Raw genomic sequence first — 15,872 nt, 5'->3', positions numbered from 1 at the left:
AGTAGAAGGGGAATTTTTCTATTAAAAATGAGAAGACCTTTCGGTCCTCTCCTAATTTGTTTATTTTTTAAGAGCTTTCTTGTATCGAGCAACTTCCGCTTGGTTAGCCCAAACATAGTGACCTGGACGGATTTCCACCATAGATGGCTTGTCTGTCTCATAGTCATGTTGGTCAGGATCGTAAACTTTCAAGACCTTCTTGCGTTCCAAGATTGGATCTGGAATCGGTACAGCAGATAGAAGCGCTTGAGTGTATGGGTGGACAGGATTGTTAAACAACTCCTCTGTCTCAGCCACCTCGACGATAACTCCCTTATAGATAACCGCGATACGATCTGAGATAAAGCGAACAACTGACAAGTCATGCGCGATAAAGAGATAGGTCAAGCCCAACTCTTTTTGGAACTTCTTGAGCAAGTTCAAGACTTGCGCGCGAACAGATACGTCTAAGGCTGAAATTGGCTCATCCGCAATAACGAAATCAGGTTCCATCACAAGAGCACGGGCAATCCCGATACGCTGACGTTGACCACCAGAAAACTCGTGTGGGTAACGGGTCAAATGTTCTTTCAAAAGCCCAACTTCATGAATCATCTTTTGAACTTTTTCTTTTCGATCTTCTTCATCTTTAAACAAGTGATAGTTGTAAAGACCTTCAGAGATGATATAGTCAACTGTTGCACGCTCATTCAAGCTAGCTGCAGGGTCCTGGAAAATCATCTGGATGCGACGGATCAAATCTGATGATTCCTTATGAGATTTTTTCCCATTAATCTTATGACCATCAAAGATGATTTCACCCTTACTAGTATTATTTAGACCAATAATGGCACGACCAATGGTTGTTTTCCCACTACCAGACTCACCTACAAGAGAGAAGGTTTCTCCCTTGTTGATAAAGAAGTTGGCGTTTTTAACCGCGACAAACTTCTTACTTCCTTCACCGAAGGAAATTTCTAAATCTTTAATTTCTACTAATTTTTCAGACATTTCCTTCCTCCTAGTCTTCTAGATGTGCAAAGCCCATTTTATCACGAATCTTGTCATGTAAATCTGCAATGACCCCAGGTTTTTCAACTTTAGGAGCATTCTCATGAAGCAACCAAGTCTTAGCCCAGTGGGTATCAGTGACTGAAAACTTAGGTGCCTTCTCTTCAAAATCAATTTGCATCGCATAATCTGAACGAAGGGCAAAGGCATCACCTTTCAACTCAGTATAAAGAGACGGTGGTGTTCCTGGGATAGAGTACAATTCCCCTTTATCATCAGCAAGCTGTGGCAAGCTAGACAAGAGACTCCAAGTATATGGATGACGTGGATCGTAGAAGACTTCCTCAACAGTACCGTATTCTACAATTTCACCAGCATACATAACCGCTACCTTATCGGCAATACTTGCTACCACACCAAGGTCATGGGTGATGAAGATAATGGTAAAGTGGTACTCATTTTGCAAGGTTTTAAGCAAATCAATGATTTGCGCTTGAATTGTTACATCAAGGGCCGTTGTTGGCTCGTCACAGATCAAGATATCTGGACGACAGGCAAGGGCAATCGCAATAACGATACGTTGGCGCATCCCTCCAGAATATTGGAAAGGATACTCTTCAAAACGTTTTTCAGCATCTGGGATTCCGACCTTGTTCATATAGTCGATTGCCATCTCTTTGGCTTCCTTAGCTGTTTTCCCTTGGTGTTTAACGATCACTTCAGTGATTTGGCTACCGATTGTATTGATTGGGTCCAAACTTGTCATAGGATCTTGGAAGATGGTCGCAATTTTAGCTCCACGAATCTTCTCCCATTCCTTGTTAGAAGTAAGAGCGGTCAAGTCTTGTCCACGATAGTCGATGCTTCCTTGGGCAATACGTCCATTGTCTTCTAACATCCCTGTAAAGGTTTTTGTTAAAACAGATTTACCAGAACCGGACTCACCTACCAAGGCAAGAACTTCTCCTTCAATCAGGTCCAGAGAAACTCCTCGGATAGCCGTCAGAACTTTGTCACGAACGTCAAATTCCACGACAATATCGCGAGCAGTCAAAATTACATTACTTTCTTTTGTCATGTCTACTCCTATCTATGTGTACGTGGATCACTAGCATCCGCTAGGTTTTGACCAACAACAAAAAGAGATAGAGATACCAAAATCAAGGTAGTCAATGGAATCCAGAACAAGTAAGCGTTGGTCGTAACGTTTTGTGAGTAATCTGAGATCAAACGTCCCAAACTTGGCACTGTTACAGGCAGTCCCAATCCAAAGAAGGAAAGGAAGGCTTCATAAGAGATAAAGCTTGGCAACATCAAGGTCATTGTAGAAACAATAACAGATACCAATTGCGGCATGATGTTTTTAACAATGATTTTAAAGGTTGGTGTTCCAAGTGTTTGAGAAGCAAGGTTGTATTCCAAGTCACGGTAACGCATGATTTGGATACGAATCATATAAGCAATCCCAATCCAAGTTGTCACACTCATGGCAAAAATCAAATTCCAGAAACCAGCACCAATTGAGTAAGTCAAGACAATGACAATCAAGAGAGATGGAATGTTTGAAATAATGTTATAAACTTCCATCATGACGCGGTCAACGGATTTTGAAATCCCCCAAATTCCACCAACAATAACCCCGATCACAAGGTTGATAAAAGTGGCAATTACAGAGATAAGAATTGAATTACGCGCACCAAACCAAACCCCATCAAACAAGGATTTACCATTGCTATCTGTACCAAACCAATGTTCAGCATTGGGCTTGATAAAACGAGCAGAGAAGTCATTGACCTTACTTACATCGTTGAAGTCAAAATCTGAGAACATTGGGTAAATAAAGCTCATCAAAATAATGGCAACCAAAATTCCTAGCATAAAGACGGTTGATTTTTTCTTTAGAAATTGTCTAAATACAGAACCCCAGTATGAATAGGCAGGAGCATCAATTGTTTCAGAGGCAAAATCGTCACGTTTTACGAACTGAAATTTTTCTTTATCGATTGTTGACATTATTTGCCTCCTTTCTCTGTCAATTTAATACGTGGGTCAAGCATGGTCATCCAGATGTCTCCTACAAAGAGTGAGAAGATAGAAATACATGTGAAGATGAAGACAAGACCAACTACCATTGAGTTATTTGATGCCTTAACAGAGTCAATCAACATTTTACCCATACCTGGGAAAGCGAAGACTGTTTCTGTCAATGTTGCACCACCGATAACCCCGATTACGGCACCAGGAATACCTGAAACCAAAGGAACCATGGCATTTTTAAAGATGTGTTTATTTGAAATTTCTTTTTCAGACAAACCTTTTGCACGAGCAAAACGAACGAAGTCCTGAGATTGCAAGTCGATCATGTAACGACGAATCCAGATAGCTGTACTTGGCGCACCCAACAAACCTAGAATGACTGCTGGCAAGACATATGAACGCCAATCTCCAGCCCCCAAGATAGGGAATGAATCAGGCAGACCAATAGATGAGCCAATCAAACGCACGATATAAACCAAGGCAATCGTTGGAAGGGCAAGCAAGAAGGTAAGAGCACCTGTCGAGAAGCTATCAATCCAAGTATTCTTGTGGCGAGCCATGGCAGATCCAAGTGGAATCGCAATCGCATACGAAATAATCAAACCGATCAAACCAGCAACCGCTGAGCTTGCAATCATTGATGGATATTGATAATTGCTTTCTGTAGCTGTATATGGATCATCTTTACCATAGTTGGCTACCTCACGCGCATCTGCTTGACTTGGAGATTTGTAGGTACGAGAGTAAATATCTACAGATGAAGTCTTTTTACCTGTAGGGAATTGAACTTCTGATGTCTTAGTTTGTCCCTGACCTTGTGTGATAACTTGAAGCACTGGTGTGTTTGCATAAGTTGGGTAAGAATCTCCCAAGTTAATGTTCACAAAGTTTTGGTGTACAAATGGGAATTGATTGTTGAAATACAAAAGGTATTTATGTTTTGTACCTGAACCAACCAATGACCAACCGATAGCAGGGTCATTTTCAAAACGAAGATAACGTTGCAAGTTTGGATTTTCAGGGTCTTGAATCTTATTTGGATGATCAATATCAATCAAGTTCGCATAGAATTTGAAAACACGTTCAAAAATCGGAATTTCACGCGTAGCATAGAATTGACCACTTTCTGAGAACACACCAAGTGTCCAACCATTTCCTAGTTGGTTGATGTATTTTTCGTAGATTGCCTTATTAGTATCATTGGCATCCACTGTTACGGATGAGTCCATTGTGCTCGCTCTTTCTTGCAACTCTTTGGTATCGTAGTACTCGATATAGCCCATCCGTTCATAAACGGTATTTTCATAATTATCCCGCTTGTCCGGCGTCGTTGCAATCTTGTTATAGTTGGTATCCTGCTTGAAAATCAATTTTCGAGGAACCATCGTATAAATTATTGTGTAGGTCAAGGTTGTCACCAAGAAAATAGACAACAATGAACGCAATACACGCATAAAAATATATTTCTTCATATCGTTTCCTTTTAAAATCCCAAAAGAACCTTCTCCTCATGGAGAGAAAGTTCTCTTGAGAGTTATTTATTTAACGTGATTAGCCAATTCTTTTTGAACTTTTTCGTTTGATTCTTTTTTCTCTTTGAGCCATTTTTCACGAGCTTGTTCATAGTCAGCTTTTGTTACAACCTTATCTTGTAACTGAATATACTTGAAGTATACGTCTGAGCCCTTATCTCCAGATTGGCTGTATGATGCTGTGAATGGTACAACACGAGAAATGAATGGTGCAGCACCACTTGATGACATAGCTGGCAAGAAGAGGGAGCTGTCTGTCAACCAAGCTTGAGCAGCCGCATATTTTTCATAACGCACATTCAAGTCATTGGTTTCTTTTGCAGCTTCATCAACTAACTTATCGTATTCCTTCAAACCAACTTGGGCAGCTGCTGCATTTGCTGGATCATCATAACCCATGTAAGTTTTTGTTTGTTCGCTGTTAGTTGTTTTCAAGATATCAAGGTAAGTTGATGGATCTTCATAGTCTGGGCTCCATCCAACTGCTCCTGAGAGATCCCAATCTTCTGCTGCAGCGTTTGCGGCATAGTATGTGATATTGTGCAACTCATCTTTAGAAATTTGTTGAATATCAATGACTACGTTTCCTTCACCAAGTACTGTTTCAACGGATTGTTTGAAGGATTGAATACGAGCAATAAGACCCTTATTTGTTTGGTCAACTGGAATATCCAAGTGGATAGGGAATTTCACACCTTCTGCTTCCAAAGCAGTCTTAGCTTTGGCAAATTCAGCTTTGGCTTTATCGGCGTTGAAGAGTCCATCTTGACCATCCGCAAAGTTAACATTCTTCCACTCATCACCGTAAGCAGCCATCTTTTCAGTTACCAAGTCACCGAAAGTTTTTTCACCTGCAGAGACAAAACCTGGTTTCACAAAGAGGTTACGAACTGCAAGAGGAGCACCTTCTTTACCATTAATTTGTGCTGAGTAAGAAGTACGCTCAAAGGCGAAGTTCAAAGCCTGACGGAAGTCCTTGTTAAGAAGGGCTTTCTTGGTAGAAGTCTTCTCTTCATCAGTTGTTTTAGAAGTGTATTTGTAACCTTGACGGTCAATACTCACACCCAAACCAGCAATACCAGGTCCTGATGGAGTGTAGTAGATATTGTCTTTGTATGTTTCTTCTACCTTAGAGTAGTTTGAACTTGTTGGGAAGAGACGAGCATAGCTATAAGCTCCACTTGTAAAGTTACGTTCAAGAGACTCTTGGTCTGATCCATCATAGAAAGCAAGGGTTACTTTATCAATGTGAACATTATCTTTGTCCCAGTAATTTTCATTCTTAGCGAATTCAATAGAAGATTTAGCAGTCAAACCTTTCAGTAAGAACGGACCATTGTAAAGCAATGATGTAGGGTCAGTTGCTTTGGCAAAGTCAGCCCCTTTTGATTTTTCAAAATCTTCGTTCAATGGCCAGAAGATTGAGTAGGCTAGCTTAGAGTTCCAGTATGGTTCTGGTTTGTTCAAAGTGTATTCAAGGGTATAATCATCAACTGCTTTTACACCGACTGAAGCAAAATCTTTATTGTTTCCAGCTTTATAGTCAGCTAGACCTTTAACTGAATCTTCTGCTAGATAAAGTGCTTCAGACTTGTTATCAGTTGCGTGTTTCAAGCCATTTACAAAGTCTTTAGCTGTCACTTCAGCATACTCTTCGCCATCTGATGTCATCCATTTGACACCCTTACGAATCTTGTAGGTATAAGTCAAACCATCTTTTGAAACTGACCAGTCTTCTGCAACTGCAGGGACTAGGTTCCCATACTTGTCGTTTGTGAAAAGACCATCGATACCATTTGAAGTGGCAACCTTAGTACTTTGTTTCCCTGAAATGAGGTAATCCAAAGTTTCTGGGTCAGCTGAATAAATATAGCCATAATTTTTTGGCGCTGTAGAATCAGATGATTTTGAAGAACCACAAGCAGCTAAAACGCCAGTTGCTAATAGGGCAATTCCTGCTGCGACAAATACTCTACTTTTTTTCATATTGTTAACTCCTCTTTGAAAAATTTAGGCTTATTGGAAATTATAACATATATCTTTTAAAAAGTAAACGAATTTTCAGAATATTTAGGCGCATTTCTTCAAAAAACTTCTATTTGTCAAAATTCTTGCATTCTTTGTTTGTTTCTGCAAGAAATACTTTCTAGTCCGACCCTCTTTAGAACGGGATTTTTAAAAGCTTTTTCTCACTTCTTCGATCATCATCTGTTTTCCTAAATTGGATTTTAGAATAAGAAACTATTGACGGGAAATGATTTTCAAGGTATAATAATAAACGTTGAGGCGGTATAGCCAAGTGGTAAGGCACGGCTCTGCAAAAGCTTGATCGTCGGTTCAAATCCGTCTACCGCCTTATATCATCTGTTTTATCAGAATTCAACGAGACAGAAAGCCTGAAAAATCGGGCTTTTTTGTTATCCCTATCTATTAGGAATAACTGTATCTACCATATTGATTTACAAAAAGCAGTGACTCAAGTCACTGCTTTATTCTGTTTCTTCTTCAGGTTCTAGTTCTGTGATTTGAACTTTTACCTTGGTAACACGTCCATTTTTCACCTTATCGTTGGTCAGGACGATTTGCTTGTTTTGACTGACCAGTTGGTAACTGATTTTCTCAGTTGTTGGAATCGTACCAACACCCGTCAAATAATAACCGGCGATGGTATCCACATCATCGCTTTCTAGTTCGACACCAAAGTAGTTATTGAAGTCGTTAAGATTCATGGTTCCCTGTGCAATATAGGTGTCCTCACCGATTTGATGGACTTCGATTTCTGCTCGGTCTGTCTCGTCGTCGATTTCTCCGACAATCTCCTCCAGCAGGTCTTCCAGTGTGACCAGTCCAGCCATACCACCATATTCATCGAGCAAAATGGCCATTTGTCTTTGGGTATTTCGCAATTCTTTTAGCAAGTCATCCACAAAAATAGTTTCAGGAACAAAGAGTGGATCTTGTAAGATCTTCTTCCAGACAATATTTTCAAAGCCATCTGCATAGGCAGCGTTTAGTAAACGCTTGGTATGAATCAAACCAATCACATTGTCCTTATCCCCATCATAAACAGGGATACGTGAGAAATTTTGCTTTAGAATACTTTGGATAATGGTTTGACTATCATCCTGAATATCCACCATAAAGGCATCTGTCCGAGGAACCATGACTTCTCTCGCCATCAGCTCATCTAGAGAGAAGATCCCTTGTAACATCTCGATTTCGTCCGCATCCAAAGTTTCCTCACTTTTGGTCAACATGTACTCAATTTCATCTCGAGTCATTTTTTCATCCGCATCATCAAAGGTCATTGGCGTTAAACGACTCAAGAGATTAGTTGAAGCAGATAACAACCAGACAAAGGGACTGACAATCTTCCCAAGTCCAATGATAATCGGAACAGAGCGAATGGCTAAGGCATCTTTTAGATTAAGGGCAATCCGTTTAGGATAGAGTTCACCAAAAACAATAGAGATGTAGGTCAAGAATGCCAAAGAGAGGAAACTTGCAATGGCATAAGTTGTTTCTCCATTCCCCATCCAAGAGGCAATTACTTGTCCAAGTGTATCTGCCAATTTTGCCCCTGATAAGATCGTGATCAAGGTGATACCGACTTGAATGGTTGATAAAAAGTGGTTAGGATTTTCAAGTACCTTTAACAAACGAATGTAACGTTTGTCTCCCTCTTCTGCCTTTTGCTCCACTCGGGAACGGTTTAGTGACACCATCGCCATTTCAGTGGCTGAGAAAAAAGCATTTAACAGGGTCAAGATAAATAACAATACAAACTGTAGCAACAAATTCTGACTGCTCGGGTCTTCCATAGTCCTTCTCCTAAAATAGTATCTTGTGTTCCATTATATCATAAATCGGCCTAGGAATCACATTATTTTCTAATTTATACAATTGCTCCCTTATCAACGACGGACAAGGGAGCAATTTTTATTCCTTTAATAGATTGGCTCTAGTTTGTCACCGTGACCTGACCTGTTCGGTAATCAAGTTGGATACCCTTTTGAACATTTGGAATCAGGACGTTGAACTCCAATTCGCCATCCGAAGACTTGGCTTCGATTTGTGAAGCGGATGGAACTAGGTCCTCATTTGTCGCATAGTGGAGCGTCACGCGATAACGGACCCTCTTATTTTGGTCCAAGGCTTTTCTGACCAAACTCTCATAGTAGTTCTGACCTGTAGAATCCTCAGCCTGAGCTTGATTGGCCCAAGCTGTCTGGACTGCAATGTTCTTGGGATTGCTGGTAGAGGCATCAAAACCATCCAAACCACCTATCAAGGCATAACCCAGCAGGTGTCCTCTATCGACTGCATGTGTATAGGCTCCCTTTAGATTCTTGACCTGATGCCATCCTGGTGGCGTCCAGGAGGTTGAGCCGTTGCCTGTTTCTTCACGATTTTTATACTGCCGAGTCGTTTTGGATAAGATGGCATTGGCAACAGTCGGGACTGTTTCTTTTCCAACTGTCTTTGTTTTATTATCCGCATAGGGTTTGCTAGAAACCTTGGCATCTAGATTGGTTTTATTGCCATTGACAATGAAGGCCCCTGCTCCATTCCACTCGAGCTCCCCTTTGATTTGGTTTTTGATTGACTCAGTTAAGACACTTTCTGCCAACTCCTGACTGGGTGCTTCTGAAGCTTGTTTTTTCTGACTAACCTTGGTTCTAGGGGTGTTTGGCGCTGACTGCATCTGCTTGATGTAGTAGCTTCCAGCAGCCAAGAGTAAGAATAGAAGTAACCCTATCAGAGCTTGTCTTGTTTTTTTGTCCATTTTTCTCCTTATTTCTTTAGAAAAAGACTGGTCTCCCAGTCTAATTTCCTGTAAATTTGCTAATCAATTCCTGCCACTTTGCTGGAGACAAGATTGCCCATGGATCCTGTCCCTTTCCCAGGATGCCATAACCAACCATCAAGCCGATTCCTAAAGCCAGAAAGCCTAGCAATAGTACGATAAAAATCAACAGTAAGCGACGGAGTACATAGCGTAAGTTTTTATTCTTCTTCATCATTTGCCTCGATTCGCTGAATCTTCGCTCCTAGCTGAGCCAATTTCTCATGGAAACGGTAGTAACCTCTATCAAGGTGGACTAACTTACCAACAACTGTTTCTCCCTGTGCCACCAGACCTGTCAAAATCAAAGCAGCACTAGCGCGAAGGTCCGTTGATAGAACTTCTGCCCCCTGTAAAGCCTGTCCCCCAACAATACGAGCTGTGTCACGGATAATCTCTGAATGCAAGCCCATACGTCTCATTTCCTCTAAGTGTTGGAAGCGATTCTCAAACACCGTTTCCACCATGGTGGATTCCCCTTTTGCAACTGTCATTAGAGCTGTAAATTGTGCCTGCATATCTGTTGGGAATCCTGGATGTGGTAAGGTTTTTACATGAACAGCCTTTAGATTTTCCAGTTGAGAACGAACACGGATACCTTCTGACTCCTCTGTCACTTCAACACCCATTTCAAGTAGTTTTGAAATCAAGGGGCGATTGTGTTCCCAGACGGCATCACGAACGAGAACATCGCCACCGGTCATAGCTGCCGCTACCATAAAGGTTCCAGCTTCGATACGATCCTGCACGACATTGTGGGTCGCACCATGGAGTTCCTCAACACCAGTCACTGTGATTGTTTCGGTACCAGCTCCCTTGACCTTGGCTCCCATTTCATTAAGGAGAATAGCGAGGTCAACAATTTCCGGCTCACGCGCAGCATTTTCTATCACTGTCACACCGTCAGCTAGAGTTGCCGCCATCATGAGGTTTTGTGTTGCGCCAACACTTGGGAAGTCCATGTAGATATGAGCGCCATGCAGGCGTTCTGCCTTGGCTTCGATGTAACCAGCTGTCTGGGTAATCTTTGCCCCCATAGCTTCCAAACCTTTGAGGTGGAGGTCGATCGGACGACTCCCGATGGTACATCCCCCTGGCATAGAAACTTTGGCATGGCCTACACGAGCAAGGATTGGTCCCAAGACAACGATGGATGCCCGCATCTTGCTGACATACTTGTATGGAGCTTCCTCCGTGATATCAACAGTCGCATCAACCTCGACAACATGAGCTTCCTCATCAAAGTCCACCTTGGCATTCAGACCTCGAACCACTTGATTCATGGTGAAAACATCTGACAAGATTGGGACGTTCTGCAAGACTGTCTTACCCTTGCTTGCTAGAATAGTCGCTGCCAACAAGGGCAAGACTGCATTCTTTGCTCCCTCGATCGTCACACTCCCGACCAGACGATTATCTCCGCCTTGAACCACAATTTTTTCCATAGTTGTTTCCTTTACTTTTGATTTTATAATAGTCCTCTAAGTGCTTCTTGCCACAGTTGGTACAAACTGATAAAGAATGAACTCAAGATGTAGCCCATCACAATACTAAAGAAGCCTACCAACAAACGAACTTTTTTTGTGTTAGTAGCGGTCACTTTTAAAACCTTTTCCCATCTCACAAGATCCTTCAAAAGGTAAAAACTCAAATAAATAAAGAGTATATGACTACTTAGAGTGAATAATAATTGAACCATTTGACTATTATACCATCTTATCCGCTTGCGCGCTAGTTTTCAATTTTTCTACGAATTAGGGATTGTTTTTAAGGTAATCAATTGCATCCTGCAATGTCTTAACGGGAACGATTTTCATCTCTGTTTTGATCGTTTTAGCAGCTTCTAAGGCTGTTTCATAGTTGCTTTTCGCATTGGGATCTGCTTTTTTTGCTTCCTCGGTGACTGGATTGTCAGGAGCAAAAAAGATGTTGGCTCCCTGACGAGAGGCTGCAACTACTTTTTTGTCAATTCCACCGATGTCGCCAACATTTCCATCGCGATCAATAGTTCCCGTTCCCGCAACGATGCGGCCATTACGAAGACCTGGATCTGCTATCTGGGTGTAAATAGCTAGGCTAAACATGAGACCGGCGCTTGGCCCGCCGATACCAGCTGTTGAAAAACGAATCGGAACATCACTGGTCACTTCCGTACGGTCAATCAGACCAATCCCAATACCGTTTTTCCCGTTTTCGAGAGTGATAATTTTACCTTCAGCAGACTTGACTTTTCCGTCTTCTTCATAGGTTACCTTGACCCTATCCCCTAATTGTTGAGAATTGACATAGTCGACCAAGTCTTTTGAACTGTCAAATGTTTTGTCATTAACAGCCGTCACGGTGTCTGCAATGTTCAGAATGCCCTTAAAAGTTGAATTGTCCGTCACGGTCAAGACATAAACTCCCAGATACTTGAGTTCAATATCCTTACCAGCGGTCTTCAATCCTTGATACTTGGCCATGTTTTGAGAAGTTTGCATATAGAACTGATTGATCCGCATAAACTCCGCATCCGTAGAACCACCCGTAGTCTCCTTGGCGCTTCTAATATCTGTGAAAGGTGTTAACCAAGCATAGACAAGATGCGATAGGGTTGCGTGTCGAATCCCAACTGTCACAAACTGGTAAGCTCCTGCTTCTGTATCTTCTGTTTCATTGACTTTCAAAACGCGACGGATATCCTCCGCTCCACCCGGAACTTCTATGTAGTAAGGTAAAGGTACTACAAAGGCTAAAAAAGTCAATACTAGTGCTAGGATGACATATAAGGGCCATCTAGTTTTTTTCTTCATGTTCTAATTCCTCCACAACACTGTTTGGGACATATTGCTGAATCTCCTGACCAAACTTCAGAAGTTCTCTCACGGCCGAAGAGCTAATATAAAGATGCTCTGGGCGGCTATATAGGTAAATGGTTTCGATTTCTGGAGCCAGTTGATGATTGTAGTAATCAAAACTAGACTCGTATTGCAAGTCGGTGGTATTTCGCAAGCCACGGACAAGGGTCTTAGCACCCAGTCTTCTTGCAACATCGACGACTAGTTGGTCATGAGAAGCCTGCACCTCTACATTATCTAAATGCGCCACCGCTTTTTCGACTGCCCGTTTGCGATTTTCAACAGGGAGAAAGCCTTGTTTGTGGGGATTGTAGAACACCCCGACATAGAGCTTATCAAAGAGTTTGCTGGCACGTTCAATGATATCCAGATGTCCATTTGTCATCGGATCAAATGAACCTGTAAATAATCCAATTTTATCTGACATAGACTGTCACCTTACTAATCCCATATATTTTTTCCTTCCAGATGCCTAAGCAGGCGATTTCTTCTGGAAGTTCTACAGACTTATCGGTTTCACAGACAACCATGACCTCTTCGGAGAAAAGGTTTCTTTCTGCCATTTTTTCGATATCTGCAACGATTTGTTCCTTGGCATAGGGAGGGTCTAAAAAAACCAGGTCAAAGGGACCATTCACTTGCTCCAAGGCCCGTTCAGCCTCCATCTTTAAGAGCTGAAATTTGGAAACTTCCTTGGTCATTTGGATGTTTTCAGCGATGATAGCTTGCGCCTTTCGATCCCGTTCCACTAAGACAGCATGGGACATCCCACGCGAGACTGCCTCAATGGATAAACCACCACTGCCAGCATAGAGATCCAAGACACGACCGCCCTCAAAATAGGGACCTATCATGTTAAAGATAGCTCCACGCACCTTATCTGATGTCGGCCTCGTCGTCTTGCCTTCTAGCGTCTTGAGGGGACGCCCTCCGTAGATTCCTGATACAATTTTCATACCGTTTATTATACCAAATTATAGGCAAAAAGAGAAAGAAAACCGAACCTTCCGGTTCGATTCTCTACAAAATATTTTCGTACGTATCGCGAACTTCTTGAGGCCAAACACTGGTCTGAACCTCTCCGATGTGTTTCTTACGAAGAAGGAACATGGCCATACGAGACTGTCCGATACCTCCACCAATTGTCAGTGGGAAAAGGCCGTTAAGCAGGGCTTTATGCCATTCCAACTCCAGACGATCTTCGTCTCCTGTAAGAGCCACTTGGCGGCGAAGGGTGTCCTCATCTACCCGAATCCCCATTGAGGAAAGTTCAAAGGCACAACCAAGAGATTCGTTCCAAACTAGAATATCCCCATTTAACCCTTTGTAGCCATTTTCAGACTCTGTTGTCCAGTCATCATAGTCAGGTGCGCGGCCGTCATGAGGTTTTCCATCAGGCAACTCGCCACCGATACCAATCAAGAAAACTGCACCAAACTCTTTACAGATCGCATTTTCACGCTCTTTTGGTGTTAGATCTGGATAGCGTTCCACCAACTCTTCTGTATGGATAAAGGTGATTTGTTTTGGCAAGATGGATTCGATATCGTAGCGTGCTTCTACGGCCAGCTCTGTCAGACGAATAGCCTTGTAAATCTTCTCAACAGTTTCCTTGAGATAGGCGATATTGCGTTGACCATTTGGGATAACCTTCTCCCAATCCCACTGGTCCACATAAACTGAGTGGGTCGCGTCGAGCGAATCTTCGTCTGGACGAAGGGCCTTCATATGAACAAACAGACCTTCACCTTCACCAAAACCAAAGCGAGCCAAGGTGTGGCGTTTCCATTTGGCAAGTGAGTGAACGACTTCATAGGTTTCATCTGGAATCTGCAAAACCTTGACGGATACTGGATTTTCGACACCTGACAGGTTGTCCTGCATCCCATCTCCGACCTTGCTCAAGATAGGACCTTGAACTTCAACAACTTCTAACTTATCTTTCAAATACTGGGTAAAAGTGTTTTTGACAAAGGAAATTTCTTCTTGTTGATGAATAAAACTTTTCTTCATAAACAGCTCCTCAAAAATTAGTTAAAAGCATTATACACCTATTTCCAAGAAAAGAAAAGAGTAAATAAGAAAAAGTCAGTGCTCTTTTGAACACTGACTCTGACATTCATTAATCGTTTCGACCAAAGATACGTAAGATGCTAAGGAAGAGGTTGATAAAGTCTAGATAGATACTGAGAGCCATCGAGATGACCCAACCTGTCGCTACTTGTCCTCGCGACTGCTCGTAAACATAGCGAATCTTTTGGTTGTCCCAAGCAATCAAACCTGAGAAGACCAAGACCATGGCAATACTAATCATGTAGTCAAAGAAACTATTGGCTAAAAATAGATTCACAACCATGGCAATGATGAGACCAACAAGCGCTGCCATCAAAGCTCGTCCCATTCCACTCAAATCTTTCTTAGTGAAAATTCCGATTGCCGCCATGACAAAGAAGAGAAGGGCGCTGGATACAAAGGCTGATAAGACGGTCCCAGGTGTATAGAAGGCTACGACAAAACTGAGCGTAAATCCATTTAAAACAGAATAAACTAAAAATACTGGGAGAGCTGCTGGGCTATTTTTTGCAGCCATACTACTTGCAACAAAGACTAGAGCAAGTTCTGCAAAAGTTGCAATCATCAACCAGAGACGGCCATGCATTAAAAAGTAGACCAATTGGGACTGAAAGACCGTCAACATCAAAGCTGACACGAGAGCCGATAGACCAATCCCAAGTCCTACAAAAGCATAAACCTTAGCGTAAAATTGATTGAGACCTGAACGTTCTTGAATAATCGTTTGATTCATTCTGATTCTCCTTTTTCTATAAATATGTCTTGATTATAACAAAGATTTTATAAATTAGCTAAAATAAAACATCAAAATGCCTGCTGCAACTGCCACATTGAGACTTTCTGCTCGGCCTTTCATGCCTATATGAACCAGCTGATCAGCACTCTCAGCCATGACAGAACTAATCCCCTGTCCTTCATTTCCCATGACTAAAGCAAAGTTTTCTAGGGAAGAAAGCTCACGATAATCCTTGGAATCTCTCGATAAAGTCGTTGCCAGAATGGGCAAGTTACTCTTCTTTGCCCCTTCTACAAAAGCGGCAACTGGCATACGATAGATGGGCAAGTGAAAATGACTTCCTTGCATGGAACGCAGGGTCTTGAGACTGTAGATATCTGCTGACTTATCTGAAACAATAACCCCTGTAAAACCTGCAGCATCCGCAGTCCGAATCATGGTGCCCACATTACCAGGATCTTGGACGTCTTCTAAAAATAGAAACTTCCCCTGACTAAAATCAGGCAGTCCCACTTCTTCTTTCTGAATAACTGCAACAATCCCTTGAGGAGTTTGCGTATCTGCCAAATCCAGCAAAATCTCCTCTGAAACCCAGATAGTTTGAGGAAAATTAGCTAACTGATTTCGGTAACTTTCCAGAGCAAAAATCTTCTCAATCCTCACTCCTGCTTGAACAGCTTCTTCAAATAAGTGCCAACCTTCAATCAAATAGGTAGACTTTCGATATTTTTTTTGATGCAATTTCTTGGCATTTTTTACCACTGAATTGGCTTTTGAGGTTATAATAGTCATAGAAACATTATAACACAATCAAAGGGGTT

16 protein-coding genes and 1 tRNA gene are annotated in these 15,872 nt (G+C 41.9%); 1 reads left to right on the top strand and 16 read right to left on the bottom strand.

Annotated elements, in window-relative coordinates; all coding sequences use genetic code 11:
- Positions 1-60: 60 nt before the first annotated feature.
- The 5 genes from B7721_RS03765 to B7721_RS03745 form a co-directional block, all read right to left on the bottom strand.
- The gene (locus B7721_RS03765) at positions 61-990 is read right to left on the bottom strand and encodes an ATP-binding cassette domain-containing protein (protein ID WP_084877575.1); all 930 of its coding nucleotides are present in this window, start codon (positions 988-990) and stop codon (positions 61-63) included.
- 10 nt (positions 991-1,000) lie between these two features.
- The gene (locus B7721_RS03760) at positions 1,001-2,068 is read right to left on the bottom strand and encodes an ABC transporter ATP-binding protein (protein WP_061852929.1); all 1,068 of its coding nucleotides are present in this window, start codon (positions 2,066-2,068) and stop codon (positions 1,001-1,003) included.
- Positions 2,069-2,076: 8 nt separating this feature from the next.
- Positions 2,077-3,003, bottom strand: coding sequence for an oligopeptide ABC transporter permease OppC (gene oppC / locus B7721_RS03755; RefSeq protein WP_000103692.1), 927 nt, complete (start codon positions 3,001-3,003; stop codon positions 2,077-2,079).
- A complete protein-coding gene (locus B7721_RS03750; protein WP_000759891.1) occupies positions 3,003-4,499 on the bottom strand; it encodes an ABC transporter permease in 1,497 nt (498 codons plus the stop codon). Before B7721_RS03750 ends, oppC begins: the two co-directional genes overlap by 1 nt.
- A gap of 66 nt (positions 4,500-4,565) precedes the next feature.
- On the bottom strand, positions 4,566-6,545 hold the full coding sequence (locus tag B7721_RS03745) for a peptide ABC transporter substrate-binding protein (protein ID WP_084877573.1): 1,980 nt from the start codon (positions 6,543-6,545) through the stop codon (positions 4,566-4,568).
- Positions 6,546-6,844: 299 nt separating this feature from the next.
- Between B7721_RS03745 and B7721_RS03740 the strand changes: the two genes are divergently transcribed.
- Positions 6,845-6,915: transfer RNA gene (locus tag B7721_RS03740), tRNA-Cys, on the top strand.
- A gap of 133 nt (positions 6,916-7,048) precedes the next feature.
- Here the strand turns inward: B7721_RS03740 and B7721_RS03735 are convergent.
- The 11 genes from B7721_RS03735 to B7721_RS03685 all read right to left on the bottom strand — a co-directional run bounded on the left by B7721_RS03735 (position 7,049) and on the right by B7721_RS03685 (position 15,843).
- On the bottom strand, positions 7,049-8,380 hold the full coding sequence (locus tag B7721_RS03735; protein ID WP_061421650.1) for a hemolysin family protein: 1,332 nt from the start codon (positions 8,378-8,380) through the stop codon (positions 7,049-7,051).
- A 140-nt stretch (positions 8,381-8,520) separates the two neighbouring features.
- On the bottom strand, positions 8,521-9,345 hold the full coding sequence (locus B7721_RS03730) for a DNA/RNA non-specific endonuclease (protein ID WP_084877572.1): 825 nt from the start codon (positions 9,343-9,345) through the stop codon (positions 8,521-8,523).
- 40 nt (positions 9,346-9,385) lie between these two features.
- Positions 9,386-9,580, bottom strand: a complete 195-nt coding sequence (locus tag B7721_RS03725; RefSeq protein ID WP_000739701.1) for a DNA-directed RNA polymerase subunit beta — start codon at positions 9,578-9,580, stop codon at positions 9,386-9,388.
- Positions 9,567-10,850, bottom strand: coding sequence for a UDP-N-acetylglucosamine 1-carboxyvinyltransferase (murA, locus tag B7721_RS03720; RefSeq protein ID WP_070534889.1), 1,284 nt, complete (start codon positions 10,848-10,850; stop codon positions 9,567-9,569). The genes B7721_RS03725 and murA overlap by 14 nt, the downstream gene beginning before the upstream one ends.
- A 23-nt stretch (positions 10,851-10,873) precedes the next feature.
- On the bottom strand, positions 10,874-11,104 hold the full coding sequence (locus tag B7721_RS03715) for a DUF1146 family protein (RefSeq protein WP_002892633.1): 231 nt from the start codon (positions 11,102-11,104) through the stop codon (positions 10,874-10,876).
- Between the two features lie 55 nt (positions 11,105-11,159).
- Positions 11,160-12,197, bottom strand: coding sequence for a SepM family pheromone-processing serine protease (locus tag B7721_RS03710; protein ID WP_000730771.1), 1,038 nt, complete (start codon positions 12,195-12,197; stop codon positions 11,160-11,162).
- The gene (coaD, locus tag B7721_RS03705) at positions 12,181-12,669 is read right to left on the bottom strand and encodes a pantetheine-phosphate adenylyltransferase (protein ID WP_001280716.1); all 489 of its coding nucleotides are present in this window, start codon (positions 12,667-12,669) and stop codon (positions 12,181-12,183) included. The genes B7721_RS03710 and coaD overlap by 17 nt, the downstream gene beginning before the upstream one ends.
- A complete protein-coding gene (gene rsmD, locus B7721_RS03700) occupies positions 12,659-13,198 on the bottom strand; it encodes a 16S rRNA (guanine(966)-N(2))-methyltransferase RsmD (protein WP_000706946.1) in 540 nt (179 codons plus the stop codon). The genes coaD and rsmD overlap by 11 nt, the downstream gene beginning before the upstream one ends.
- Positions 13,199-13,262: 64 nt before the next feature.
- Positions 13,263-14,255: an aspartate--ammonia ligase gene (asnA, locus tag B7721_RS03695; protein ID WP_000747998.1), complete on the bottom strand. Its 993-nt coding sequence runs from the start codon at positions 14,253-14,255 to the stop codon at positions 13,263-13,265.
- A 109-nt stretch (positions 14,256-14,364) separates the two neighbouring features.
- The gene (locus tag B7721_RS03690) at positions 14,365-15,048 is read right to left on the bottom strand and encodes a Bax inhibitor-1/YccA family protein (protein WP_001076870.1); all 684 of its coding nucleotides are present in this window, start codon (positions 15,046-15,048) and stop codon (positions 14,365-14,367) included.
- A 54-nt stretch (positions 15,049-15,102) separates the two neighbouring features.
- On the bottom strand, positions 15,103-15,843 hold the full coding sequence (locus tag B7721_RS03685; protein WP_084877571.1) for a TrmH family RNA methyltransferase: 741 nt from the start codon (positions 15,841-15,843) through the stop codon (positions 15,103-15,105).
- Between the last annotated feature and the right edge of the window lie 29 nt (positions 15,844-15,872).

The sequence above is a fragment of the Streptococcus oralis subsp. oralis genome, from assembly GCF_002096445.1.
GTDB classification, from domain to species: Bacteria; Bacillota; Bacilli; order Lactobacillales; family Streptococcaceae; genus Streptococcus; species Streptococcus oralis_N.
This window is presented reverse-complemented; position numbering and strand designations above follow the sequence as displayed.